The organism is Ruminococcoides intestinale, assembly GCF_040095935.1.
GTDB classification, from domain to species: Bacteria; Bacillota; Clostridia; order Oscillospirales; family Acutalibacteraceae; genus Ruminococcoides; species Ruminococcoides intestinale.
Genome location: NZ_JBBMFQ010000006.1, coordinates 15,190 through 40,602, shown reverse-complemented (window position 1 = coordinate 40,602; position 25,413 = coordinate 15,190). Strand labels below are relative to the sequence as shown.

The window sequence follows — 25,413 nt, the reverse complement described above, 5'->3', positions numbered from 1 at the left end:
GTAATCCGAATTTCGGACTCTTATTTTCTGTTGTTCTTCATCAATTCAATAAAACGGTCAAACAAAAATGCTGTATCGTGAGGACCGCCGCAAGCTTCCGGATGGAACTGAACCGAGAAAGCAGGCATATTTGTGTAGTTTACACCCTCGCAGGTGTTATCATTACCGTTTACAAAGCTTACTTTGCCGTTTTCGGGCATACTGTCGCTTACAACAGCGTAGCCGTGGTTCTGTGATGTAATGTAAACTCTGCCTGTTTCAACCTCTTTTGCAGGCTGGTTTGCACCTCTGTGACCGTACTTGAGCTTTTCTGTTTTTGCACCCTGTGAAAGTGCAAGGAGCTGGTGACCGAGACAGATACCGAAGGTCGGAATCCCGAAGTCACAAAGCTTTTTGAGCTCTGCAATAATCTCTGTGTTGTCCGAAGGATCTCCCGGTCCGTTTGAAAGCATTACGCCGTCGGGATTCATAGCCTTAATTTCCTCCGCTGTTGTGTGGGCGGGAACGACTGTAAGGTTACAACCTCTCTTAACAAGCTCTCTGCCGATGTTATGCTTTGCGCCAAAATCCATAAGCACAACATTGAGGTCGCCGTTTTCAGCGTCAAAATGCTCTTTTTCTTTTATAGTAGTGCTTTCAACAGCCTCTGTAATAACATAGTTCTTAATCTCGTCAAGTTCTTCCTTTGTTACATCGGGAGAATAGGAGATTTTGCAGTTCAGAACACCGTATTCACGCACAATTCTTGTGAGCGCACGGGTGTCAATTCCGTAAATGCCGGGAATTCCCGACTCTTTTAAAAAGGTGTCAAGATCACCCTCACAACGGAAGTTTGAAGGAACTTGGCACCATTCTCGTACAATATAACCTTTCAGCGACGGAGAGTCACTCTCAAAATCGGCAGGGATAACACCATAGTTGCCGATTAAAGGGAATGTCTGAATAACCACCTGACCGTAATAGCTGGGGTCGGTGAGTGTTTCAAGATAACCTGTCATTGCTGTAGTAAAAACAAGTTCTCCCGTAGTTTCTTTTTCGGCACCAAACGCCTTGCCCTCAAAAACTGTTCCGTTTTCAAGGATTAAGTATGCCGCACGGCTCATAATAACACATTCCTTTCAATAAACTAAAAAAATTGCAGTCAGTTCTCATATGTTCTGATAACCTGCTTTGCAACCTCAAGCTTGCTTGTTCTGAGATCCATAGCCTGTTTTTCAAGATAGCGATGCGCCTGATCTTCGGACATATTAAGGCAGGTAATAAGCAGGAACTTTGCTCTGTTTATTATCTTCATATCCGCAACCATATGCTTGAGCTTTTCATTTTCCTCAATCACACGGAACATACGCATCTTAAAACATTCCGTAAACTGCAAAAAGTGGTGAAACAGGTGCTTGTTTACGGGCTTTGCAATAACAAGAACACCGTGCTCCGTAAGTGCGTCGTTCACATAATCCGCATTACGCTGCGGAACGATAATCACAACACTTGAACGGGTTGTTCCGGCAAAGTACTTTGAAAGCTCAATGCCGTTTTCCTTTTCAAGCGGTGCATTGACGCAGATGAGGTCAAAAACCTCACCATTTGCAAGCTCCTTAGCCTCCTGTGAGGTTTGGCAGACGGAAATCTCCGTATAGCCTTCGCTTCCGAGCAATTGTGACAAAGAAACGGCACTCTGTTCAGAGTGTGAAATCAACAAAGCATTTTTCAAGAACCTCACCACCGCATATTGTTTCATTCATCTTATTATTTTACAAGATTAACCCCTATTGTTATTTACTTAAAGGAATTATGACAATATTTTTTACAATTTTGTAAAAACATTTTCATTGCAAATTTGTTTTACACTTTTCAACATTTTTCGGGCTTTACAACAAATTGTCTTTTCATTATTATTTATGGTTTTAAGCTGTATAATTCAAATATCCTTCATAGTGTAAACTTTGATTTTTGACACTATATATAGTATAGAGCCAAAACACCCCGAACAGCTATTGCCGTTCGGGGCGTCTCGGTTTATGTGAATTAAAAAGGATAGGTTAATTAAGCTATTGGGGATTATTCAATATCCTGCATAGCGTCGTAGCCTGTTTCGCCTGTTCTAACCTTAACAACATCTTCAACATCATAGATAAAGATTTTGCCGTCACCGATGTGACCTGTGTAAAGTGCCTTAACAGCCGCATCAACAACTGCCTTTACAGGAACCTTGCAAACTACGATTTCAACCTTCATCTTAGGAAGGAGGTTACTTTCAATAGCAACACCACGGTAATACTCTGCTTTACCCTTCTGAGCACCGCAACCGAGTACCTGAGATACTGTCATACCTGTGATGCCGAGCTTATCCATTTCTTCTTTAAGAGCTTCAAGCTTTGACTGCTTGAGAAGAATGTCAATCTTAGTAATCTTTGTGCCGTCGGTAGCCATATCATACTTGCCTGCAAGCTGAACGGGAACTGCCTGAGTTACAGGAACATTGCTGTCAACATCAAATGTTTCATCAAGTGAAGCTGTACCGACACCGATTGGCATAAAGTCTGCATATGCGCTGATAAGACCGTGCTCGCAGATATCGAGGCCCTTCATTTCTTCGTCCTTTGTAACACGAAGACCTACTGTCTTTTTGATGATTGTGAATACGATAATCATGCAAACAACTGTCCAAGCTACGATTGTAACAATACCGAGAGCCTGCTTACCAAGCTGAGCAAAGCCACCGCCGTAGAAAAGACCTGTGATGCCGTTCTGACCGTTACCTGTTGCGAAAAGACCTACTGCAAGGCCGCCCCACATACCGTTTACGCCGTGTACCGAGAATGCGCCGACAGGATCATCTATTTTAAGCTTGATATCAACGAATTCAACTGCTACTACGATGAGGATACCTGCAACGATACCGATAACTGCTGCACCGATTGCGTCAACATCTGCACAACCTGCTGTGATTGCTACAAGACCTGCGAGTGATGCGTTAAGACACATTGAAACATCAGGCTTGCCGTTCTTGATCCATGTAAAGAGCATAGTTGTTACTGTTGCAACTGCCGGAGCAATTGTTGTTGTAAGAAGAATCTGACCGAGACGAGCGCCGTCTTCAGCAGCGGCACCGTTAAAGCCGTACCATGCAAACCAAAGAATGAATACACCGAGAGCACCGAGTGTGATGCTGTGACCGGGGATAGCGTTTACCTTGCCGTTCTTGCCGTATTTACCGATACGGGGTCCGAGAATGATTGCGCCGACAAGTGCCGAGATACCGCCGACCATATGAATTACTATTGAACCTGCAAAGTCGATACAGCCGAGCTGTGCAAGCCAACCCTGACCGTTCCAAACCCAACCTGCTTCAATCGGGTAAACAACGAGTGAAATAATTGCGCTGTAAACACAGTATGCCGAGAATTTTGTACGCTCTGCCATAGCACCTGAAACGATAGTAGCTGCTGTAGCACAGAATACAAGCTGGAATACGAATGAGTTCCAATCAAAGTTCATCCAGTCTGTGAACATATTGAGGTTTGGAACACCGATGAATCCTGCAACATAGTCCTCAGACATCATAAGTCCGAAGCCTAACAGGCTGAATACAACCGTACCGATACAAAAGTCCATCAGGTTTTTCATAATGATGTTACCTGCGTTTTTAGCTCTTGTAAAACCGGTTTCAACCATTGCGAATCCGCACTGCATAAAGAACACGAGTAATGCGCCGATCATAAACCAGACGCCTGTGCCTCCGTAAATTAGTTCTGCCATATAAATCTCTCCTTTTATCAAAATAACAAAAACGGCGTGGAGTTGACAGTTTAATTCTGTCAATCACACGCCGTTGTGTTACCTGTTATACAATATAAATAATGTTATTTAGTATAAATAGAGGTTCTATCAATCACACACCGAAAAGAAGTTCGCCGTATGAAGGATAAGGCCAGTATTCCGAAGCTGTTTCTGTTTCCATTGCGTCACCGACAGCTCTGAGTTCCTGCATAAGTGCAAATACTGTTTCTCTGTAGTACTTAGCATACTTGAGGTTGTCATCGCTGTAGTCGCTTGCCTTGATAACAGCCTCTTCAAGCTCTGCAGTTTTCTTTGAGAAACATACAAGTTTGTTTGAAAGGCTTGTAATAAGGTCTTCCTCAACACTTGTAGGAATAGCGTCTGAAAGTGCCTTCTTGGCAAGTGCTGTATCCGTAAGATCTCTTACATATGATGTAACGGCAGGAAGAATGTTCTTCTTAGCCATATCAATCATTGTGAGAGCCTCAATGTTAATCTGCTTAGAATAGCTTTCAAGCTCAATTTCATATCTTGCACGGATTTCGTCTGCCGAACAAATCTTATTCTTAACAAAGAGGTCAACATTCTTCTTGTCAAGGAAGTGTTCCATTGCGTCAGGAAGTGACTTGAGGTTAAGAAGTCCTCTTCTTTCAGCCTCTTCAACCCACTCGGGAGCGTAGTTGTTGCCGTTGAAGATAATGTTCTGATGCTCTGTGAATACTTTCTTAACAAGAGCCTTGATAGCTGCGTCCATATCATCCGCATCTTTAAGCTCATCGTAGAACTCTGAAAGTTCTTCGGCTACCATAGTGTTGAGCATATAGTTAGGACAGGCAATGTTAAGTGAAGAACCAAGTGCTCTGAATTCAAACTTGTTACCTGTGAATGCAAAAGGTGATGTACGGTTACGATCCGATGTGTCCTTCATAAAGTCAGGAAGAACATCAACGCCTGTTCTCATCTTCTGCTTACCCTTGCTTACATATTCTCTGTCATTGATGATTGAATCAACGAGTTCGCCGAGGTCATCACCGAGATACATTGAAATGATTGCAGGCGGTGCTTCGTTAGCGCCGAGACGGTGGTCGTTACCTGCCGATGCAACCGTGATTCTGAGAAGATCCTGATACTCGTGAACAGCCTTTACAACTGCTGCAAGGAAAAGCTGGAACTGAAGGTTGTTTTCAGGAGTCTTGCCGGGATCAAAAAGGTTTTCGCCTGTGTTGGTCGAAATTGACCAGTTGTTGTGCTTACCGGAACCGTTAACACCTGCAAACGGCTTTTCGTGAAGAAGACAAACAAGACCGTGTCTTTCGGCAACCTTCTTCATAACTTCCATTGTAAGCTCGTTGTGGTCGGTTGCAATGTTTGTTGTTGTGAAGATAGGAGCAAGCTCGTGCTGTGAAGGAGCAACTTCGTTATGCTTTGTCTTTGCAAGGATACCGAGTTTCCAGAGTTTCTCATCAAGGTCTTTCATATAAGCAGCAACTCTTGTCTTGATTGCACCGAAGTAATGGTCGTCAAGTTCCTGTCCTTTAGGAGCTTTTGCACCGAAAAGTGTTCTGCCTGTATAAATAAGGTCCTCTCTCTGGTCGTAAGCGTCCTTATCAATAAGGAAGTATTCCTGCTCCGGACCTACTGTTGTTGTAACTCTTGTAACATCTTCTTTGCCGAGAAGATGAAGAATCTTTACAGCCTCTGTATTCATTCTCTCCATTGAACGAAGAAGAGGAGTTTTCTTATCGAGAACCTCGCCTGTATAAGAACAGAAAGCTGTAGGAATATAAAGTGTTCCGTCCTTAACGAATGCATATGATGTCGGATCCCATGTTGTATAGCCTCTTGCCTCGAATGTGGCACGAATACCGCCGCTTGGGAAAGAAGAAGCATCAGGCTCGCCCTTTACAAGCTCTTTACCTGAGAACTCCATGATAACCTGGCCTTCACCGTTCGGTGCGATAAAGCTGTCATGCTTTTCGGCTGTGATACCTGTCATCGGCTGGAACCAGTGTGTGTAGTGGGTACAGCCCATTTCAACTGCCCAGTCCTTCATAGCAGCCGCAACAACATTTGCAACGCTGAGGTCAAGCGGTTCACCGTTCTGGATTGTCTTTTTCAATGCCTTGTAAGTTGACTTTGGAAGTCTTTCCTGCATCTTCTGGTCATTAAATACCATGCTGCCAAAAATTTCGGGAACTTTTGCCATTTTAATTCTCTCCTATCCATTTTGAAAATAAATTTTAATGGTCTGATTTTTGCTTTATAAAAACAGAAAAGGACACTGTAAGCCTCAGCTCACAGCGCCCTTGCTGTCTTTGATGTTGTTAGTATATTCCACTTTTGCGAATTTGTCAATACATTTTTTGAAAAAAGTTTTGAAATTGCAAGTTTTATTAAATTTCCTGCAAAATTAAGTTGAAACACCAATAAGAGTTGCATATTTTCTACAACAATCACAGTAAAATGAAAGTTTTACCCTTAAAAGTTGCAATTTTCCTCTATTTTCCCTTGACAAAGCACAATGTATAGTTATATAATCTAAGTGCTGATTTTTCTTGATCAACGATGACAGGGCATTTCAGAACATCAGCCGACCTGCACATTCACCTTTGCAGGATATAGCACAGGCTGAGCATAGCGGTTTTACCGCTGAGAAGAGATCGGGCATTTTACAATTACATATATATGATTGATTATTAACCGGCAGAACATTAATTGCCACTTTGAACCGATAAGTTTACGAAAGCAAACTTCCTTTTACATATATATGTATATAAAAAGTCCGCTGAATAATTTTTGTGATTAACAGGAAAGGGTGATCATTAATGGAACAGACAGTCAGAGAGAACAACAAGACTCTGTATTCTCCGAAGTTTGAACATGATAACTGCGGTATCGGAGCTGTTGTTAATATTAAGGGTATCAAGTCACACGACACCGTGGCAAACGCTCTGACAATTGTTGAAACTCTCGAACACAGAGCAGGTAAGGATGCCGAAGGCAAAACAGGTGACGGCGTTGGTATTCTTCTCCAGATTTCACACAAATTTTTTAAGAAGGCAGCTGCTGAAATCGGCATTAAGCTCGGTTCCGAAAGAGATTACGCTGTAGGTATGTTCTTCTTCCCTCAGAATGAGCTTGCAAGAAATCAGGCAAAGAAGATGTTTGAAATCATTGCAGAAAAAGAAGGTCTTACAGTTCTCGGTTGGAGAAATGTTCCTTCAAAGCCCGAGGTCCTCGGTCACAGAGCTGTTGAATGTATGCCTGCAATCATGCAGTGCTTTATCAAAAGACCTCACGGTGTAAAAAGAGGTCTCCCGTTCGACAGAAAGCTCTATGTTGCAAGAAGAGTTTTTGAACAGAGTAATGAAGACACATATGTAGTTTCACTTTCAAGCAGAACTATTGTATATAAAGGTATGTTCCTTGTCGGCGATCTCCGTAACTTCTTCCTTGATCTTCAGGACGAAGATTACGAGTCTGCAATCGCTATGGTTCACTCCCGTTTTTCAACCAACACAAATCCAAGCTGGCAGAGAGCTCATCCTAACAGAATGATTGTTCACAACGGTGAAATCAACACAATCAGAGGCAACGCTGACAAGATGCTTGCCCGTGAGGAAACAATGCGTTCGGAGCATCTCAAGGGCGACCTTGACAAGGTTATCCCTGTTGTAAACACAGAGGGTTCAGACTCTGCAATGCTTGATAACACACTTGAATTTCTCGTAATGAGCGGCATGGAGCTTCCTCTTGCCGTTATGATTACAATTCCGGAGCCGTGGGATAATAACGGCACAATGAGCCAGAAGAAAAAGGACTTCTATCAGTATTATGCAACAATGATGGAGCCGTGGGACGGTCCTGCGTCAATCCTTTTCTCTGACGGCGACATTATGGGTGCGGTTCTTGACCGTAACGGTCTGCGTCCGTCAAGATATTACATCACGGATGACGGCAACCTCATTCTTTCATCGGAAGTCGGCGCACTTCCTATTGATCCCGCAAAGATTGTTACAAAGGAAAGACTTCGCCCGGGCAAAATGCTCCTTGTCGATACGGTTCAGGGCAGACTCATTGATGACGATGAACTCAAAGAGTATTATGCATCAAAACAGCCTTACGGTGAATGGCTCGACAGTAATCTTGTTTGTCTTAAAGACCTCAAAATTCCTAATATGAAGGTTGAGGAGCATTCATATAAAGAAAGACAAAAACTCCAGAAGGCTTTCGGATATACCTACGAAGATGTTATGACATCAATCCTTCCTATGGCAAAGAACGGCACAGAGTCAATTGCCGCAATGGGTACAGACAGTCCGCTTGCAGTTCTTTCAAAAGAACCGCAGCCGCTTTTCAACTACTTCAAACAGCTCTTTGCACAGGTTACAAACCCGCCGATTGACGCAATCCGTGAGGAAGTTGTAACATCAACAACAATTTATATCGGCGAGGACGGCAATATCCTTGAGGAGCGTCCCGAAAACTGCAAGGTTATGAAGATTCACAACCCGATTCTTACATCAACCGATATTCTCAAAATCAAGAATATGCACATTCCGGGCTTTAAGGTTGCTGTTATCCCGATTCTCTACTACAAGAACACAAGACTTTCAAAGGCTGTTAAGCGACTTTTCATTGAAGCTGACAAGGCTTACAATGACGGTGCAAATATTCTTATCCTCTCCGACAGAGGAGTTGACGAAAACCATCTTGCAATTCCGTCACTTCTTGCAGTATCCGCTCTTCATCAGCACCTTGTTGCAACAAAGAAGAGAACTTCACTTGCAATGATACTTGAAAGCGGTGAGCCGAGAGAAGTTCATCATTTTGCAACACTTCTCGGTTACGGTGCAAGTGCAATCAACCCGTATCTTGCTCAGGAAACAATTCACGAGCTCATCGGTGATGACCTTCTTGACAAGGACTACTACGCAGCAGTTGACGATTACAACAGCGCAGTTCTCCACGGCATCGTAAAGATTGCGTCAAAAATGGGTATTTCAACAATCCAGTCATATCAGGGCTCACAGATTTTTGAGGCTATCGGTATCGGCAAGGATGTTATTGACGAATACTTCACAGGCACAGTCAGCAGAATCGGCGGTATCACAATCAAGGATATCGAAAAGAATGTTGACAAACTTCACACAGCGGCATTTGATCCGCTTGACCTCGGTGTAAGCGATGAGCTTGAATCCCGTGGTTCACACAAGTTCAGAAGCGGCAAAGAGGAACACCTCTACAATCCGCAGACTATATATATGCTCCAGCAGGCAACAAGAACAGGCGATTATGAGCTTTACAAAAAGTATTCTCATATGATTTCCGAAGAAATGGATCCTGTAAATATCAGAGGTCTTTTCGACTTCAACTTTGCAGAAACTCCTGTTCCGCTTGATGAGGTTGAAAGCGTTGATTCAATCGTAAAGCGTTTCAAGACAGGCGCTATGTCCTATGGTTCAATCTCACAGGAGGCTCACGAAACACTTGCGATTGCAATGAATCAGCTTCACGGCAAGTCAAACTCCGGTGAGGGCGGCGAAAGCCTTGAACGACTTCTCACAAAAGGACAGAAGGTTGACAGATGTTCTGCAATCAAGCAGGTTGCGTCAGGTCGTTTCGGTGTTACATCAAGATACCTCACATCTGCAAACGAAATTCAGATTAAAATGGCTCAGGGTGCAAAGCCTGGCGAAGGCGGACATCTTCCGGGCAAAAAGGTTTATCCCTGGATTGCAAAAACCCGTCATTCAACACCGGGTGTATCGCTCATCTCTCCCCCACCGCACCACGACATTTACTCAATCGAGGACCTTGCACAGCTTATCTACGACCTCAAGAATTCTAACAAAGATGCAAGAATCTCTGTTAAGCTCGTTTCGGAATGCGGTGTAGGTACGGTTGCCGCAGGCGTTGCAAAAGCAGGTGCAGGCGTAATCCTTATTTCAGGTTATGACGGCGGTACAGGCGCTGCTCCGAGAAACTCAATCTACAATGCAGGTCTGCCGTGGGAACTCGGTCTTGCCGAGGCTCATCAGACACTCATTATGAATGACCTTCGTAACAAGGTCGTTATTGAAACCGACGGTAAGCTTATGAACGGCCGTGATGTTGCAATTGCCGCAATGCTCGGTGCAGAGGAATTCGGTTTTGCAACTGCTCCGCTTGTAACTCTCGGTTGTGCAATGATGAGAGTATGTAACCTTGATACCTGCCCGTTCGGTGTTGCCACACAGAACCCCGAGCTCAGAAAAAGATTCTGCGGCAAGCCCGAATATGTAATAAACTTTATGAAGTTTGTAGCAAGCGAACTTCGTGAATATATGTCAAAGCTCGGTGTAAAAACCGTTGATGAGCTTGTCGGAAGAATTGACCTCATCAAGAGAAAAGAAGGCATCACAGGACAGGCTGCCGAGGTTGACCTTTCTAACATTCTTGATACAAACTTTGTTTCGGAAAAGGTTGAATACAACAAAAAGAGCCTTTATGATTTCAAGCTTGAATCAACACTTGACGAGAGAATCCTCTGCAAAGAATTTGCAAAGGTTCTTGCAAAAGGCACAAAGAAAAAGGTTGAAGTCAATGTTAAGAACACTGACCGTTCATTCGGTACAATCTTTGGTTCTGAGGTTACAAGAAAGCATTACAACAACCTTGATGACGATACATTTACAGTAGTCTGCAACGGTTCGGGCGGTCAGAGCTTTGGCGCATTCATTCCAAAGGGACTCACACTTGAACTTGTGGGCGACTCAAACGACTACTTCGGCAAGGGACTTTCAGGCGGTAAGCTGGTAGTTTATCCTCCGAAGAACTCAACATTTGACGCAGGTAACAACATCATCATCGGTAATGTTGCACTTTACGGTGCAACAAGCGGCAAGGCATTCATCAACGGTGTTGCAGGCGAGCGTTTCTGCGTAAGAAACTCAGGCGCAACAGCAGTTGTTGAGGGTGTCGGCGACCACGGTTGTGAATATATGACAGGCGGTCGGGTTGTTGTTATCGGCAAAACAGGCAAAAACTTTGCCGCAGGTATGTCCGGCGGTGTTGCCTATGTTCTTGATGAAGAAAGAGATCTTTACACAAAGCTTAACAAGGAAATGGTTCACTTCTCGGAAGTATCCGAAAAGTACGATATAATCGAACTCAAGACACTTATTGAAGAACATGTTGCAGCAACAGGTTCACAGAGAGGCAAGAAAATCCTTGATAACTTTGACGAGTATCTTCCAAAATTCAAGAAGATTATTCCGCACGACTACAAGAGAATGATGGCTGCAATTGCCGCTTATGAAGAAAAAGGTCTTACAAACGAGCAGGCACAGATTGAAGCTTTCTACGAAATTGTGAATAATAAATAAGGAGGGGATATTTATGGGAAAGCCAACAGGATTTATGGAATATAAGCGTGAGGATGCCCCGGCATACTCCGTAAAAGAAAGAATCAAAAATTTTGACGAATTTCACGATCCCCTCAGCAAAGAGGATCAGCAAAAACAGGGTGCAAGATGCATGGACTGCGGCGTGCCTTTCTGTCAGGCAGGAATGCAGATTGGTTCTGCATTCTCAGGCTGTCCGCTTAACAACCTCATTCCCGAATGGAATGACCTCATCTACAAGGGCAACTGGGAACAGGCTTACAACCGTCTTAAAGTTACAAACAACTTCCCCGAATTCACATCCCGTGTATGTCCCGCTCTCTGTGAAAAGGCATGCACCTGCGGTGCAAACGGTGACGCTGTCAGCGTAAGAGCCAACGAATACGGAATCATTGAAAATGCCTATGAAGAAGGTCTTGCAGACGCAAGAATTCCAAAGGTAAGAACAGGCAAGAAAATTGCAATCATCGGTTCGGGTCCATCTGGACTTGCCGCTGCCGACCAGCTCAATCAGCGCGGTCACTCTGTAACGGTATTTGAACGCAATGACAGAGTAGGCGGTCTGCTTATGTACGGCATTCCGAATATGAAGCTTGAAAAAGATGTTATCGAACGCAAGATTAACATTATGGAAGAAGAAGGCGTAACCTTTGAAACCTGCTCAAATGTCGGCAAAGACATCAAAGCAAGCGAAATTCTCAAGGACTTTGACCGTGTAATCCTTGCTTGCGGTGCATCAAATCCGAGAGATATCAAAGTTCCCGGCAGAGAGGCTAACGGCATTCACTTTGCCGTTGACTTCCTCAAATCAACAACGAAGTCACTTCTTGACTGCAACCTCAGAGAGGGTACATTCATCAGCGCAAAGGGCAAGAATGTAATGGTAATCGGCGGCGGCGACACAGGTAACGACTGCGTCGGCACAAGCATCAGACACGGTGCAAAATCCGTTCTCCAGCTTGAAATGATGCCTAAACTTCCTGACACAAGAAGCGCCGATAACCCATGGCCGCAATGGCCGAGAGTCTGCAAAACAGACTATGGTCAGGAAGAGGCTATTGAAGTTTACGGTCACGATCCACGAGTTTATCAGACAACCGTTAAGCAGTTCATTGCTGACAAGAACGGTAATCTTGTAGGTGCGGAGCTTGTTAAGCTTAAACCCGAAAAGGATGCTAAAACAGGCAGACTTATGATGAAAGAGGTTGAAGGCTCAGAATACAAGGTTGATGTTGAACTCGTACTCATTGCGGCGGGATTCCTCGGCAGTGAAAACTATGTAACCAAGGCATTCGGTGTTGAAACAAACGCAAGAACCAATGTTGCAACGGCAGAAGGCTCACACAAGACAAATGTTGAAAATGTATTTGTTACAGGCGATATGCACAGAGGACAGTCACTTGTTGTCTGGGCGATTCGTGAGGGCAGAGATGTTGCCAAAGAGGTTGACGAAAGCCTTATGGGATACACAAATCTTTAATTGATTGCAAATAACCTGATAATCCTCATTTTTTCGATATACCGGTTAATAATCAGAAAGCGCAGGAGCGGATTTCCCTCCTGCGTTTTTCTTTGTCATTTAGGGTTTGTTTCTGTTGCATATCAATATGATTGATGATAAAATAAAGGATATATACAATGCAATAAAATGTGAGGAAATATTATGAGTAACAGACCTGAAACCAATAAACAAAGCTGTCCCGTTTACAAAAAATGCGGCGGTTGTCAACTGCAAAATCTGTCATATCCCGAACAGCTTGAATTCAAGCAGAGGAAAGTTGAAAAACTTCTCAAACGCTTTTGCACCGTTGAAAAAATTATCGGAATGAAAACTCCCTACCACTACCGCAACAAGGTTCAGGCGGCTTTTTATACGGACAAAAAGGGCAAAATCATTTCGGGTGTGTATCAGTCTGGCAGTCATCATGTTGTCGGAATTGACAGCTGTCAGACAGAGGATGTTATTGCCGACAAAATCATCGTTGCAGTACGCAAGCTCCTCCCCTCTTTCAGAATGACAACCTATAACGAGGACACAGGCAAAGGTTTTCTCCGTCACATTCTTGTGAAAAGAGGCTTTGCGACAAATCAGATTATGCTTGTGCTTGTGACAGGTACACCTGTTTTTCCGTCAAAAAACAATTTTGTAAAAGCGATTCTGAAACAGTTTCCCGAAATCACAACCATTGTGCAAAATATAAACCCCTACCGCACCAACCTTGTACTCGGTGACCATCAGAAAGTGCTGTACGGTAAGGGTTATATTGAGGATATTCTCTGCGGTTGCAGGTTCAGAATTTCGCCGAAAAGCTTTTACCAAATTAACCCCGTTCAAACCGAAGTTTTGTACGGCAAAGCAATTGAATTTGCTAATCTCAAAGGCAACGAAACCGTGCTTGACACCTACTGCGGAATCGGCACAATCGGCATAATTGCCGCCAAAAACGGCGCAGGCAATGTTATCGGTGCAGAACTTAACGGCGATGCCGTGAGGGATGCAATCGTAAACGCAAGAGCAAATAATCTGAAAAATATCCGTTTCTACAAAGCCGATGCGGGCGAGTTCATGAGAGAAGCTGCAGACGAGGACGAAAAGCCCGATGTTGTGTTCATGGATCCGCCAAGAGCCGGAAGTGACCGAAAATTTCTCGACTCACTAATCAAAATGTCTCCGAAAAAGGTTGTCTATGTTTCCTGCAACCCCGAAACATTGGCAAGAGATTTAGCCTACCTAACCCAAAACAGCCCCTACAAAGCCCAAAAAATCCAACCCGTAGATATGTTCCCCCACACCGCACACATCGAAACCGTAGTCTTGATGTCAAGAAAATAATTAAGCAATATAAAATTCGGCTTGTTTGCTGACTTTTTCTAAATCTAAAATTGTACATTTAACTACCAAAAGCACTCGACTATATCTTACGGAAACATATCCAACGCAAAATTTCGTTCAGGTTGTAGCCTCGGATTAGATAATGCAAATTGAGTGAGTGGATTAGATGTCAGGGTGTTTGGAGAGAATTTTATAGAACAAAAAGCTGACAGGCAATCCTGCAATTCGACCGTTTTGAGGGGTTCATGAACAGTGAAATAGATGTTAATAGAAATTAGATAAATCTGAATTTATGGAGGATAAAGCTGATGAACAACAAAAGGATAATTATAGGAGTCACTATCGGAATAATCGCAGCAATACTTTGGAGCGTTGTTTTTATAAATGTCTTAAATAGCATGGCTGGAATTGGAATCGGAATATGTCTGGGTATATCTTTTGGTATATCTGGCAGTCTTCTTTTTTCAAAAAAAGATAAATGATGATACAACTTCCAGTTTGTAGGAATGACATGAAAAATGAAGTTTAAGGAACAGAGCTTTACCCTGTCTGCCTATACAAATTATAGGACAATTCAAGGTTGTCACAGGCTCGAACCACTAGATTTTAAGGGAAAAGGTGCGTTCCACCATTTCCTTGTACAATAGGGGTTGAGTATGTTTTTCGTTGAACAACCGTGCCACATTGAGACGGTAGTATTGATGTCAAGGAAATAAGCGAACGGCTTAAAAAACGGCTTGTTTACTGACTTTTGCAGCAGTTTAAATTATACGCACAACTGCTGCAAATGCTTGGCTGTATCTTGCGGAAACATATCCGCTAATGTTAGGTATCTAAACAGCACAAAACAATTCGAATTAGATGCAGTGGCTCTGTTTTTATCGGGGTACCCCTATTTATTGACATTGAGCCTGCTTAGTTAGCTTTCTGATAGACAACTGTTAGACAAACAGATTTTCAGATGGGTTTTATCTCTGCTGAACGCAAAAGAAAAACGCCCTAAACTTCAATGTTTAAGGCGTTTTTTAAGCTTGGTGGGAGAAGATGGATTCGAACCATCGAAGCGAAACGCAACAGATTTACAGTCTGCCCCCTTTGGCCACTCGGGAATTCTCCCCTATCAAGTTTTTCAAAAATCAAAGCCTACTGCCTAAACAGTAGGCTTCAATGGAGCTGGTGGACGGACTTGAACCCCCGACCTGCTGATTACAAATCAGCTGCTCTACCAACTGAGCTACACCAGCGAATTTAGCTTTCGCTCTTGCATTCACTCTTTAATTTCGAGTGCTTATATAATATATCACATTCTTCATCATTTGTCAACACTTTTTTTAAATTTTTTTAATTTTTTTGAAGCATTTTCATTTTTTGAAGATGTCCTCGAATGAGTCAGCTTGACTATTATATCATCCTCAATCCTATTCGTCAAGGGTTTTTGCAAAAAAATTTTTCATTGTATTTTTCAACAAAATATCCTATGAATTTTTTGTCGCTCTGTTGCTAAATTGCAAACCTTTCGGTTTACAGCTAAATTAAATTCACTTTTAGCTGTCCGTCAGGACAATTTAGCTATCTACAGGATAATTTAGCTTGCGTAGCAAATTTAGCTCACGCTTGCGTGAATTTAGCTGAAAAAAGCACGCCCCCGTAGGGTGTCACACTTTCATCTTATCACTACTTCTGCCCGAAGTACTTTGTACAGACCTAAACTTTCCGCCTCGCTTGTTGCGTCCTGTGCATAGCTATGCCTCCATAAACGCTCCTCCCTAAAAATGCCCCACAGGGGCATTTTCTTTACGGTCGGCTTCAAATCCCTTCGGATTCTAAACAGACCAAAAAAGGACACCCCGTAGGGTGTCCTTTTTTGGCCTGCCCGAAGGGATTTGAACCCCCATTCTCCGGAATCGGAATCCGTTGCGTTATCCAATTGCGCCACGGGCAGATATATGCGGCAGGGTATTTTGCCTGCCGTTTTTCATTTTTAATTCGCATAATCTTTCATCTGAAAATCAACTGCAAAAACTGCTGTGCAACAGTCTTTAGCTTATATTATGCGGTTATTATACAACAATTTTTTACTTTAAGCAAGGGAAATTTGTCGCTCATCCAGACTGTAAGTCATTCTGCCATACTTTCGAGTTCCTCCCAGATTTCGTACTGCTCCTCCTGCTGTTTTTGCAAATCCTCGAGCAGTTTTGAAAGCTCCATAAGTTTTTCGTAATCTGCGGCAACTTCCTCACCTGAGAGAAGCTCCTGTGTTTTGGCGATTTCTTCGTCAAGTCGCTCAATTTCAGCCTCTGCCTTTTTAAGCTTAGTCTGTCTTTTGCGTTCTTCACTCTGCTTTTGCTTTTGCAAAAAGTAATCATTCTGCGTTTTTTCTTTTTTATCTTTCTTATTCTCAGTCGGAACAGCACCCGATTTTTCGGCTGTTGTGCGTTCAAGATAATAATCGTAATTACCGAGATATTCCTTTACTCCGTTATTTGTAAGGAGTAAAATTCTATCTGCAATTTTATTTATAAAATAACGGTCATGGCTGACAATCAGCATTGTACCGCTGTAGTCAAGCAAAGTTTTTTCAAGTTCTTCCCGTGACGATGCGTCAAGGTGGTTTGTCGGCTCATCGAGGAGCAAAAAGTTACTGCCCTTTAGCATTAGTTTCAAGAGAGAAACTCTCGCCCTCTCGCCGCCGCTCATTTTTGAAAGCGGTTTAAACACTTCGTCACCTTTGAACAGGAATGACGCAAGCGCACTTCTGACTTCGGTCTGCGTCATATTCGGGAAGGTGTCCCACACCTCATCAAGTGCGGTTTTTGACAGGTCAAGATTTTGCTGCATCTGATCAAAATAACCGATTTCAACATTTGCGCCGTAGTCATATTCACCGCAGTTCATAGGAGTTTTGCCCGTTAAAATTCTGAACAGAGTTGTTTTACCGCAACCGTTGCCGCCGATGATGAACACTCTCTCGCCTTTTCTGATATGTATATCAACATTTTTGAAAAGCTGTTTGTTGTCAAACGACTTGGCAAGGTTTTTACAGATTAAAACATCGTTGCCACTTTCACATCTCGGCTCAAAATGCATACGCATTGTTTCAAGCTCGCTTTCGGGGGCAACAAGCCCGTCTTTGATTCTGTCAGCCTCTTTCTGCTTACTTGCGGCTGTGATAAAATTGTGAGCCTGTCCCCAGCGTTTCTGCTGTTCAACAATGCCCTCAATACGCTTTATTTCCTTTAAATCGTGTTCATATTTATTTTTAAGCGACTCGTTCACCGATTCCTTTTTCTTGACAAATTCAGAATATGAGCCCTTATAAACCATAGCACGGTTGTGTTCAAGTTCAATCGTCTTGTTGGTTACATTATCAAGAAAATAACGGTCATGGCTGATGATAATCATTGCACCCTTGAAATCTCTCAAAAAGCCTTCAAGCCATGAGATTGCGTCAATGTCAAGGTGGTTTGTCGGCTCGTCAAGGAGGAGCATATTGCTCTGCGACAGCAACAGCTTTGCAAGGCAGAGCTTTGAACGCTGACCGCCGCTTAAATTGCCGACAGGCATTGTAAAGTCATTTTCGGAAAATCCGAGTCCCAAAAGTGCGGAACGGGTTCTGCTTTTATAGGTCAAACCGCCTGCTCTTTCAAACTGTTCAATAAGCATGGTCTGCCTCTCAACAAGCTCGTCAAGATTTCCCGACTTGTTGTCAATCTGATGTGCAAGTGCGGAAATTTCGGTTTCCATATCCGAAAGACGGTCGAATACGGAAAGCAGCTCGTGATACACATCTGCCCTCGGATTGTTGCAGGCATGCTGTTCCATATATCCCGGACGGACATTTTTTGAAAAGGTAACAGTTCCCGAAACAGGGCTGATTTCGCCGTTGAGTATCTTAAAGAGAGTTGTTTTACCGACTCCGTTAGCTCCGATAAAACCCACCTTATCTCTTTCTTCAACATCAAACGAAACATCGGTAAAAAGGTTTCTTTCGATAAAAGTCATTGTAAGATTTCTTACTGATAATGCCGGCAAAACATACACTCCCTTTCAAATTCGCTACCCACTATTGTACATTAAAATCGACAAAAGAGCAATACAAAATTGAAAATATGCCATAGGTTTACAAGGGCATAAGACACAATTCCGACCGTTAAAAGCATTTCAGCCGTTTTGCTCCTGCCGATTTCGGCAAGCTTATAAATCAATGCACAACCCAGAACAAGCACAAGCGGCAAAATTCCCTTGATTAACAATGTCAGCCAAAAGTTTTCAAGCACAGGCTGCATAACGGGATTTGCCTCAACAAAATGTCCGCTGCCGATGAGCGCCTCTGTACAAATCCAGTCAACAATATTGAGAAAATAGAGTAAGCCGAGTTTGTAATAAAACGAACGGCTCTCATGACCTTTTTCATTGACGATATTATTGACATCAGATTCATTTGCCGATTTCAAATTAAACACAACAGTTTTTTCAAGTCCGGTTTTTTCTGTCATACACAACACCTCAACGGTATTTTTTCCCGCTGAGAATGTTATATTCACACAAAAGAAAAGAGCCTCCCCTCGGAAGCTCAATTTGAAACGAATTATTCAAAGTTAATGTCGCCCTCATATTTCTTTTTGAAAAGCTCAAATACCTTGTTAAGAGTATCTTCATCGTCAATGCTGACATATTCCTCTGTTTCTTCGTCAATCTGATTAATCTGAAGAATAACAACCTCGTCTGCATCTTCGTCATTTTCGATGAGAACAATGTACTCTGTACCCTCAAACTCGATTACATCAAGAAATTCAAATTCAACTTCCTGACCGTTTTCATCCTCAAGAGTGATGAGCATACCCTGATCTTCTTCGTTAATAAGCTCGTTTTTTGTATCTGCCATAGCGTATTCCTTTCCGAATGCGTTTAACGCCTCATAAAATAAATTAAGCTTAGTATAACCCAAAACATCGGCAAAATCAACACTTTATTGATATTTTACATTTAAAAGGTAAAAGCCAAAAACAGCTGCGACCTCTCGCAGCTGTCCTTGGGTTTAGAAGTTTTGAAATTAACGTGAAAACCGTAGATATTTAAGTCAGTGTTTTCAGAATTAACCTACTTTGGCGTTACCTGTGTCGCCGAACATATTAAGTCTGAAAAGCTTGCTCTCGTCGTTCTTGTTTTCGCAAATAATACTTGCTTCTGCAATCCTGCCGCCTTCGATAAGTCTTGTAAGACCGACAAGCTGGCAAAGCTTGCTGCGGAGATTGAGTCTGTCGCCTTCGCTTGTAACGAGATATACATTGCCCTCGCAGGTATCGAGCACGGCGAGGAATTTGGTTACATCAACATTGTGTAAGCTAAGAATTGGTGTCATAAAATTTCCTCCATTCAATTCTTTAAAAATATAAAGTTTTGTTTTCGTGCGCCATTTACCATTTGGCAAAATCATGATCAATTTATCGACTATGTGATAATTCAATTTTACTCGAGTAAGGCTAATTGGAAATCAGCCGATAGTCAAGCGGACTATTTACTTGACAATTATTATTATAGTCAAACATTCGGAAAAGTCAACAATTTTAGCGATTAATTTTTGTTCACAAATACATTTAGGTATCAGTTATGCACAATTAGTTATCGTATTTTTTGTGCAATATGCTTTGTATTTGCTTTTATAGAAATATAGTTTTAACACAAGCATAACATTTGATTGTGTAAATTCAACAACTTATTTCTTTTTCGACATTATATAACTGCTGTTTTTTACAAACTTAATTTAACAGGCATATTGAGATTTTGCTCATTTTAAGTTATAATCTATGTTATGAAGGCTGATATCAAAAAGGATTCAGGATTGCTCCGAATTAAATTTTCAATAAAAGCAATCATACAAATAAGAAAGGAATCATGAAATGCTTAACGATTTTTACAAACAGTTCAAAAGCGGAACAGACATACGAGGAGTTGCAAGCGAGGGTGTTGAGGGACAAAGTGTAAACCTTACCGACGATGTTGTTGCCGATATGGCAGACGGCTTTGTGCTTTGGCTTTCTAAAAAAGTTTCAAAAAAACCGAGCGAGCTCAAAATCTCTGTCGGTCGTGACAGCCGTATTTCGGGACCGCATATAATGGAAATCACAACCGAGCGTTTTAAGCGTTGCGGTGCAGAAGTTCTCTGCTGTCAGCTTGCGTCAACTCCGTCAATGTTTATGACAACCGTTGACCTCGGATGTGACGGTGCTCTTCAGATTACCGCAAGTCACCATCCGTTCAACAGAAACGGTCTTAAATTTTTCACCCGTGAGGGCGGTCTTGAGGGCAGTGACATTGAGGAAATTCTTCTCTACGCACAAAACGGTGAACATCCCGAAGAAAGCAACGGCGGAAATATTACGGATGTTGACTATATGAGCGACTACGCAAAGGGACTTTGCGAGAAGATTAAGAATGAAGTTAATGCAGAAGATTACGAGCATCCGCTCAAGGGCTTTAAGATTGTTGTTGACGCAGGCAACGGTGCAGGCGGATTTTATGCCGACAAGGTGCTTTCTGTTCTCGGAGCAGACACAACAGGCAGCCGTTATCTTGAACCTGACGGAATGTTCCCGAATCATGTGCCGAATCCCGAGGCTAAAGAGGCAATGGATTCAATCTGTGAGGCTGTCAGGGAATCCGGCGCAGACCTCGGCGTAATCTTTGATACAGATGTTGACCGTGGCGGTGCTGTTGACAGCAAGGGCAACGAAATCAACCGAAACAGACTTGTAGCCGTTGCGGCGGCAATTGCTCTTGAGGGCAATGACGGCGGTATGATTGTTACAGACTCAATCACATCAAGCGGTCTTAAACAGTTTATTGAAAATGACCTCGGCGGAAAGCATTACCGCTATCGCAGAGGCTATAAGAATGTTATCGACAAGGCTCTTGAGCTCAACGCTCAGGGCATAAACTGCCCTCTTGCAATCGAAACATCGGGACATGCCGCAATGCGTGAAAACTACTTTCTTGATGACGGTGCATATCTCTGCACAAAAATTATTATCAAGGCCGCTCAGATGAGAAAAGAGGGCAAGGAGCTTGACGAGCTTACCGCCTCACTCAAAGAACCGCTTGAAAGCACAGAAATCAGATACAAAATTCTTGAAAAAGATTTCAGAGCCTGCGGTGAAAAAATTATTTCCGACCTTACAAAGTATGCCGAGGAGCAGGACGGCTGGTGTGTTGCCGATGATAACCGTGAGGGCGTCAGAGTTTCGTTTGACAAGGATAACGGTGACGGCTGGTTCTTGCTCAGACTTTCGGTACACGATCCGATTATGCCGCTCAATGTTGAAAGTGACAGCGAGGGCGGTGTAAAAATCATCTGCGACAAGCTTGGTGAATTTTTAAAGACTACAACAGGTCTTGACCTCTGATATTGGAATATTTTGCGATTTTATTGATTTTTATTGTCGCAACTACGGGTTGCAACCGAGAGTTGCGACAATGGAACCCGAAATGTATTGTTTTTTTGGGCAGGCAACCGATATAATTTTCTCACAAGGTAAAACCCTAAAGCAATATTTGAGGAGGAAATTTTATGAACATTGAAACTGCCAACAGACTTTTGCAGTACAGAAAAAAGATGAATCTAAGCCAGGAGGAGCTTGCCGCAAAAATAGGTGTAAGCCGTCAGGCTGTGTCAAAATGGGAGCGTGCAGAGGCATCGCCCGACACGGATAATCTTATTCTTCTTGCCGATATCTACGGTGTTTCGCTTGATGAATTGCTTAAAGGCGAAAAAGAAACCGAAAGCGAAACACAGTCGGAAGAACCCGAAAATAATGCCGAAAATAATCCCGACAGCGACACAACATACAAAAAATCAGACAAGGTTTCGTTCAAACACGGAATCCATGTTGACTCAAAGGACGGTGATTCTGTTCACCTTAATTTCAGGGACGGAATCCATGTTAAAGATAAAGACGGTACAAAGGTTGATGTCGGCTGGAACGGAATTCATGTTGAAGAAAACGGCAAAACAAAAGTCTATACAGACGAAAACGGAAATGTTATGTATGACGAAAGCATTGAAGAGCATAAACATTCAAAGTCGCACCGCTTTTGGAAACACTTTCCGTTTTGGTTGATTGCCGTTATCGGATTCCTCGTTTGGGGATTCAGCGGAGTATTGCTCGGTTGGGTACTCAGCTGGGTATGCTTTCTGACAATTCCTCTCTATTACACACTTGTTGACGCAATCTACAAACGCAAGCCGAGTCATTTTGCTTATCCCCTGCTTGTCGTTATTGTGTATATGTTTTTCGGATTTCTCGACATCTGCGGCGGTTGGTCATTTGGTTGGATTGCATTTTTAACAATTCCGATTTATTATGAAATCTGCAAGCTTTTCAAAAGCGAAAGAAAAAGTTCTGACGATTAAAACTGAATTAAAGATAAACAAAAACACGGCAGTTTTTTATCAACTGCCGTGTTTGATTTTGCTGTAAACTATGTCCTTGTATAAAGTGTAAACCATGTTGTTGACATAGTATTCGCCCATAGATTGTGCAAACAGATAATTGTACAAATAAAATTTTACGGAATCATAACTGTGTCTGTTGTGTCGAGCTGTGAAGTTCTCATTGCGGGCTTGCAGAGTTCAATCTGCCTGCCGTCTTTGATAAAGAGCGGAACTTCATTGAGAGCAACCTCAATATAATGAGTACCCTTGCTCATTTTTTCTGTCGTAATGCTTGTACCGCTGAGTTTTACAAAAGTCATGTTCTCGGGGAGATAAACATATCTTCCACCTACATTCTGCTCATATACAGGACAAATCATGCACTCGTCACCGAGCATAAGCTGTGTTTCACATTCACGGGCAATTTTATCATCGGGATAATCAAACGAGAGCGGTCTGAAAATCATATCGTTTTCTTCGCTTGCCTTTTTGAATGTTCTGTAAAGGTACGGAATAAGTCTGTAACGAACCTCAACAATATCCTTGAAATCATCGCTGTTTTCAAAGCTGTAGCACTCCTGATTTCTTGTGCCGAGAGCGGCATGGTTACGCATAAGCGGAGTAAACACACCGAGTGCAAGAAAACGAAGAACAAGGTCACGGGTTGCGTTTTCGTTAAAGCCTCCGAGATCTGCACCGCAGTACAGAAAGCCGCACATATTTGCCGACGGGAGCATTTTGAGGTCAAGAAGAATGTGCGACCACCAAGAGTGGTTATCGCCGAACCAGATACCGCTTGAACGGTGAGCGCCTACATATGACGCACGGGAGAACATAAGAATTTTTTCTTTACCGAACTCCTCCGCAAAATATTCGCCGGCTGCCTTTGTCATATTAGCGCCGTAAATGTTGTGAACCTGATCATGGCAAACCTGTTTGCCGTCAACTGTATGGTAAATGCTTGAATAATCCTCGGGACTGTTTGAAAGACCTGCGAATGTGTCCTTGAGCTCAAAGAATTTTGAAAGGTCAAGGTTCTGCCCTTTGAGAGAAGCCGCCTTGTCAAGTGCTTTGTTAAGTCCTTTTACCGAATAGAAAATTGCTGGCTCGTTCATATCGTTCCAGAAACCGTCAATTCCCATATCTGTAAGAATTTTATATTTTGAGCCGAACCACTTTCTTACATCCGGTCGGAGAAAATCGGGAAAGCCAACGATACCGGGCCATACACCGCCCTCAAAATCCGTGCCGTCCTCGTTTTTGCAGAAGTATCCGTTCTTTCTGCCCTCTTCATAGATATCGTAGCCGTTCTCTTTTTTTACGCCCGCATCAATAATCGGAATGAGGTGGATTCCTTCTTCCCTTTTCTTTGAAACATAGTCCTTGAAATTCGGAAATTTTTCATCATCAACAGTAAAGTCCTTGTAACGCTCCATATAGTCGATGTCGAGATATACGCAGTCAAGCGGAATCCCTGCCTTGTTGTAACCGTCAACAACAGCGTCAACAGCTTCGGCATTGTGATAGCTCCAACGGCTCTGCTGATAGCCGAATGCCCAAAACGGCGGAACATAGCTTGTGCCGATTGATTTTCTGAACTCTTTTACGATTTCAAGCGGCTTTGTGCCGTCAATGTAATAAATATCAAAATCCGTGCCGTCAATTGTGATAACGGTTTTGTTTGTGGTTGTGTAGCCGATGTCCCAACGGATTTTTGACGGGAAGTCGATAAAAATACCAAAAGTTTTTGAACCGCTGAACATAAGGAAATTGTGAGCGGCATAGAGGGATGACTTTGTTTCGGTGTGGAACGGGTCATCACTGCAAAAACTGTTATACACCCAACCACGCTTGTTGATTCCTCTCGGAGCTTCGCCGAGACCGTAGACGATGTCGCTGTCTGCCATATCAAATTCAAAGACAAAATTTCCGTTCTCAAACTTGCCGCCGAGCGGAAATTCCGCAATAGGCAGAGCATTAAATTTTTCAACAACAGCCTGCGTATCAATCGGGTTGCCCGATGTAAACTTTTTAATCATTAAAGCACTTCCTTCTTTATTAAAATTTTCCGATTTTTTTCAAAGCGTTCTGCAAAATCTTGCCGACACGCACTTGCAATTTTAGTATAACATTAATTTTGATTATTGCAATGGTAAAATTTATTTTTGCACATTAAAAAAGCACCTTTACGAGCCTGTAAAGGTGCAAATTTTATTCTTTTACGCTTTATCAGTCAAAAATGTCATTCTTGCTTTCAGACTTTTCGTCTTGGTAAATCTTGAGGTTTCCCGTATCATCACACACACCGAGAAAAACATCTTTGAGCCGTTTGCGGTTGTTGTCAAGCTGTTTTTTGAGCCATTCAAGATTATAGCCCGATTCGGCAAGATTTTTCTCAAGAATTTTTCCGTCCGTAATAACCACAGACTCGGGTCTGGTTTGGTGAACAATGATTTTTAAATCATCCGGAGTTGCAGGGCGCTTTTTGTCCTTTGGCAGAACCGACAAATCGCCGTTCTGTTCAAGAAAAACCGTTTCGACATCATCAAGACTGAAATATCCCTTTTCACGCATTCGTGTAAGAAATTCGTTTATATCAATTTTTGCAACCGAAAAATTCTTTTTGTACAACTTTCCTCTGTCGAAAATCACAATAGACTTGCCTGTTAAAAATCTTCGTAACATTGTTGATTTTTGCGAAAGCCACGAACAAAGCATAACAATTATTACATAAACAATGAGTGCCACAAGACACGCCCAAAAGTCTGACATTTCGGTTGTCGCCATCTCCGCTGCGATTGAACCGATTGTGATTCCGTTGATGTAGTCAAAAAGATTAAGGCTTGACATCTGCTTGTTGCCGATAAACTTTGACAGCAGGAACAATACTGTAATTGAAACGGGCGCCGTTATTAATGCACGCAAAAAGTCCATAATATCCCTCCGATAGGGTTATTATGGACTTTAAATTATTTTTTATTCCG

The 25,413-nt window shown here is 42.6% G+C and carries 16 protein-coding genes and 3 tRNA genes; 6 read left to right on the top strand and 13 right to left on the bottom strand.

The window, feature by feature from the left end:
- Positions 1 to 20: 20 nt before the first annotated feature.
- The 4 genes from WMO31_RS09415 to WMO31_RS09400 all read right to left on the bottom strand — a co-directional run bounded on the left by WMO31_RS09415 (position 21) and on the right by WMO31_RS09400 (position 5,986).
- Positions 21 to 1,103, bottom strand: coding sequence for a carbamoyl phosphate synthase small subunit (locus tag WMO31_RS09415; RefSeq protein ID WP_101028924.1), 1,083 nt, complete (start codon positions 1,101 to 1,103; stop codon positions 21 to 23).
- 38 nt (positions 1,104 to 1,141) lie between these two features.
- A complete protein-coding gene (locus tag WMO31_RS09410; protein ID WP_046431936.1) occupies positions 1,142 to 1,711 on the bottom strand; it encodes an ANTAR domain-containing response regulator in 570 nt (189 codons plus the stop codon).
- A gap of 347 nt (positions 1,712 to 2,058) precedes the next feature.
- Positions 2,059 to 3,759 carry an ammonium transporter gene (locus WMO31_RS09405; RefSeq protein WP_367999594.1) on the bottom strand — a complete coding sequence of 567 codons (1,701 nt, stop codon included), beginning with the start codon at positions 3,757 to 3,759 and terminating at the stop codon, positions 2,059 to 2,061.
- A gap of 133 nt (positions 3,760 to 3,892) precedes the next feature.
- Positions 3,893 to 5,986 carry a glutamine synthetase III family protein gene (locus WMO31_RS09400; RefSeq protein WP_367999593.1) on the bottom strand — a complete coding sequence of 698 codons (2,094 nt, stop codon included), beginning with the start codon at positions 5,984 to 5,986 and terminating at the stop codon, positions 3,893 to 3,895.
- A gap of 619 nt (positions 5,987 to 6,605) precedes the next feature.
- Between WMO31_RS09400 and gltB the strand changes: the two genes are divergently transcribed.
- The 4 genes from gltB to WMO31_RS09380 all read left to right on the top strand — a co-directional run bounded on the left by gltB (position 6,606) and on the right by WMO31_RS09380 (position 14,480).
- On the top strand, positions 6,606 to 11,147 hold the full coding sequence (gltB, locus tag WMO31_RS09395; RefSeq protein ID WP_117970499.1) for a glutamate synthase large subunit: 4,542 nt from the start codon (positions 6,606 to 6,608) through the stop codon (positions 11,145 to 11,147).
- 13 nt (positions 11,148 to 11,160) lie between these two features.
- Positions 11,161 to 12,645 (top strand): glutamate synthase subunit beta, encoded by a 1,485-nt coding sequence (locus WMO31_RS09390; protein WP_015522626.1) that lies wholly within the window; start codon positions 11,161 to 11,163, stop codon positions 12,643 to 12,645.
- A gap of 183 nt (positions 12,646 to 12,828) precedes the next feature.
- Entirely contained in the window at positions 12,829 to 13,998 is a 1,170-nt protein-coding gene (gene rlmD, locus WMO31_RS09385) for a 23S rRNA (uracil(1939)-C(5))-methyltransferase RlmD (protein WP_367999592.1), read from the top strand.
- A 308-nt stretch (positions 13,999 to 14,306) separates the two neighbouring features.
- Positions 14,307 to 14,480 (top strand): hypothetical protein, encoded by a 174-nt coding sequence (locus tag WMO31_RS09380; RefSeq protein WP_303688994.1) that lies wholly within the window; start codon positions 14,307 to 14,309, stop codon positions 14,478 to 14,480.
- Between the two features lie 550 nt (positions 14,481 to 15,030).
- Here the strand turns inward: WMO31_RS09380 and WMO31_RS09375 are convergent.
- From WMO31_RS09375 to WMO31_RS09345, 7 genes are all read right to left on the bottom strand, one after another.
- A tRNA-Tyr gene (locus WMO31_RS09375) sits at positions 15,031 to 15,115 on the bottom strand.
- A gap of 51 nt (positions 15,116 to 15,166) precedes the next feature.
- Positions 15,167 to 15,242 (bottom strand) — tRNA-Thr (locus WMO31_RS09370).
- Between the two features lie 621 nt (positions 15,243 to 15,863).
- A tRNA-Arg gene (locus WMO31_RS09365) sits at positions 15,864 to 15,940 on the bottom strand.
- Between the two features lie 176 nt (positions 15,941 to 16,116).
- Complete coding sequence (locus WMO31_RS09360; protein ID WP_367999591.1) at positions 16,117 to 18,030, bottom strand: ABC-F family ATP-binding cassette domain-containing protein; 1,914 nt, start codon at positions 18,028 to 18,030, stop codon at positions 16,117 to 16,119.
- Positions 18,031 to 18,071: 41 nt separating this feature from the next.
- On the bottom strand, positions 18,072 to 18,494 hold the full coding sequence (locus tag WMO31_RS09355; RefSeq protein ID WP_117970392.1) for a DUF5658 family protein: 423 nt from the start codon (positions 18,492 to 18,494) through the stop codon (positions 18,072 to 18,074).
- Positions 18,495 to 18,586: 92 nt separating this feature from the next.
- Positions 18,587 to 18,883, bottom strand: coding sequence for a DUF1292 domain-containing protein (locus WMO31_RS09350; protein WP_015522579.1), 297 nt, complete (start codon positions 18,881 to 18,883; stop codon positions 18,587 to 18,589).
- A 210-nt stretch (positions 18,884 to 19,093) separates the two neighbouring features.
- Positions 19,094 to 19,360, bottom strand: coding sequence for a hypothetical protein (locus WMO31_RS09345; RefSeq protein WP_015522578.1), 267 nt, complete (start codon positions 19,358 to 19,360; stop codon positions 19,094 to 19,096).
- A gap of 538 nt (positions 19,361 to 19,898) precedes the next feature.
- Between WMO31_RS09345 and WMO31_RS09340 the strand changes: the two genes are divergently transcribed.
- Complete coding sequence (locus tag WMO31_RS09340; RefSeq protein ID WP_367999590.1) at positions 19,899 to 21,401, top strand: phosphohexomutase domain-containing protein; 1,503 nt, start codon at positions 19,899 to 19,901, stop codon at positions 21,399 to 21,401.
- Positions 21,402 to 21,565: 164 nt separating this feature from the next.
- Positions 21,566 to 22,408, top strand: coding sequence for a helix-turn-helix domain-containing protein (locus WMO31_RS09335; protein ID WP_278418968.1), 843 nt, complete (start codon positions 21,566 to 21,568; stop codon positions 22,406 to 22,408).
- Positions 22,409 to 22,563: 155 nt separating this feature from the next.
- Here the strand turns inward: WMO31_RS09335 and WMO31_RS09330 are convergent, their stop codons facing one another.
- Both WMO31_RS09330 and WMO31_RS09325 read right to left on the bottom strand, forming a co-directional pair.
- Positions 22,564 to 24,468 (bottom strand): glycoside hydrolase family 31 protein, encoded by a 1,905-nt coding sequence (locus tag WMO31_RS09330; RefSeq protein ID WP_367999589.1) that lies wholly within the window; start codon positions 24,466 to 24,468, stop codon positions 22,564 to 22,566.
- Positions 24,469 to 24,658: 190 nt separating this feature from the next.
- A complete protein-coding gene (locus tag WMO31_RS09325) occupies positions 24,659 to 25,363 on the bottom strand; it encodes a DUF421 domain-containing protein (protein WP_367999588.1) in 705 nt (234 codons plus the stop codon).
- Positions 25,364 to 25,413 lie beyond the last annotated feature (50 nt).

Bases quoted from the DNA above. Each gene is read 5' to 3' on its own strand.
- WMO31_RS09400 (WP_367999593.1), bottom strand. From the start codon at position 5,986: ATGGCAAAAGTTCCCGAAATTTTTGGCAGCATGGTATTTAATGACCAG.
- WMO31_RS09330 (WP_367999589.1), bottom strand. From the start codon at position 24,468: ATGATTAAAAAGTTTACATCGGGCAACCCGATTGATACGCAGGCTGTT.
- rlmD (WP_367999592.1), top strand. From the start codon at position 12,829: ATGAGTAACAGACCTGAAACCAATAAACAAAGCTGTCCCGTTTACAAA.
- WMO31_RS09415 (WP_101028924.1), bottom strand. From the start codon at position 1,103: ATGAGCCGTGCGGCATACTTAATCCTTGAAAACGGAACAGTTTTTGAG.
- WMO31_RS09345 (WP_015522578.1), bottom strand. From the start codon at position 19,360: ATGACACCAATTCTTAGCTTACACAATGTTGATGTAACCAAATTCCTC.
- WMO31_RS09355 (WP_117970392.1), bottom strand. From the start codon at position 18,494: ATGACAGAAAAAACCGGACTTGAAAAAACTGTTGTGTTTAATTTGAAA.
- WMO31_RS09335 (WP_278418968.1), top strand. From the start codon at position 21,566: ATGAACATTGAAACTGCCAACAGACTTTTGCAGTACAGAAAAAAGATG.
- WMO31_RS09390 (WP_015522626.1), top strand. From the start codon at position 11,161: ATGGGAAAGCCAACAGGATTTATGGAATATAAGCGTGAGGATGCCCCG.
- WMO31_RS09325 (WP_367999588.1), bottom strand. From the start codon at position 25,363: ATGGACTTTTTGCGTGCATTAATAACGGCGCCCGTTTCAATTACAGTA.
- WMO31_RS09340 (WP_367999590.1), top strand. From the start codon at position 19,899: ATGCTTAACGATTTTTACAAACAGTTCAAAAGCGGAACAGACATACGA.
- WMO31_RS09405 (WP_367999594.1), bottom strand. From the start codon at position 3,759: ATGGCAGAACTAATTTACGGAGGCACAGGCGTCTGGTTTATGATCGGC.
- gltB (WP_117970499.1), top strand. From the start codon at position 6,606: ATGGAACAGACAGTCAGAGAGAACAACAAGACTCTGTATTCTCCGAAG.
- WMO31_RS09380 (WP_303688994.1), top strand. From the start codon at position 14,307: ATGAACAACAAAAGGATAATTATAGGAGTCACTATCGGAATAATCGCA.
- WMO31_RS09350 (WP_015522579.1), bottom strand. From the start codon at position 18,883: ATGGCAGATACAAAAAACGAGCTTATTAACGAAGAAGATCAGGGTATG.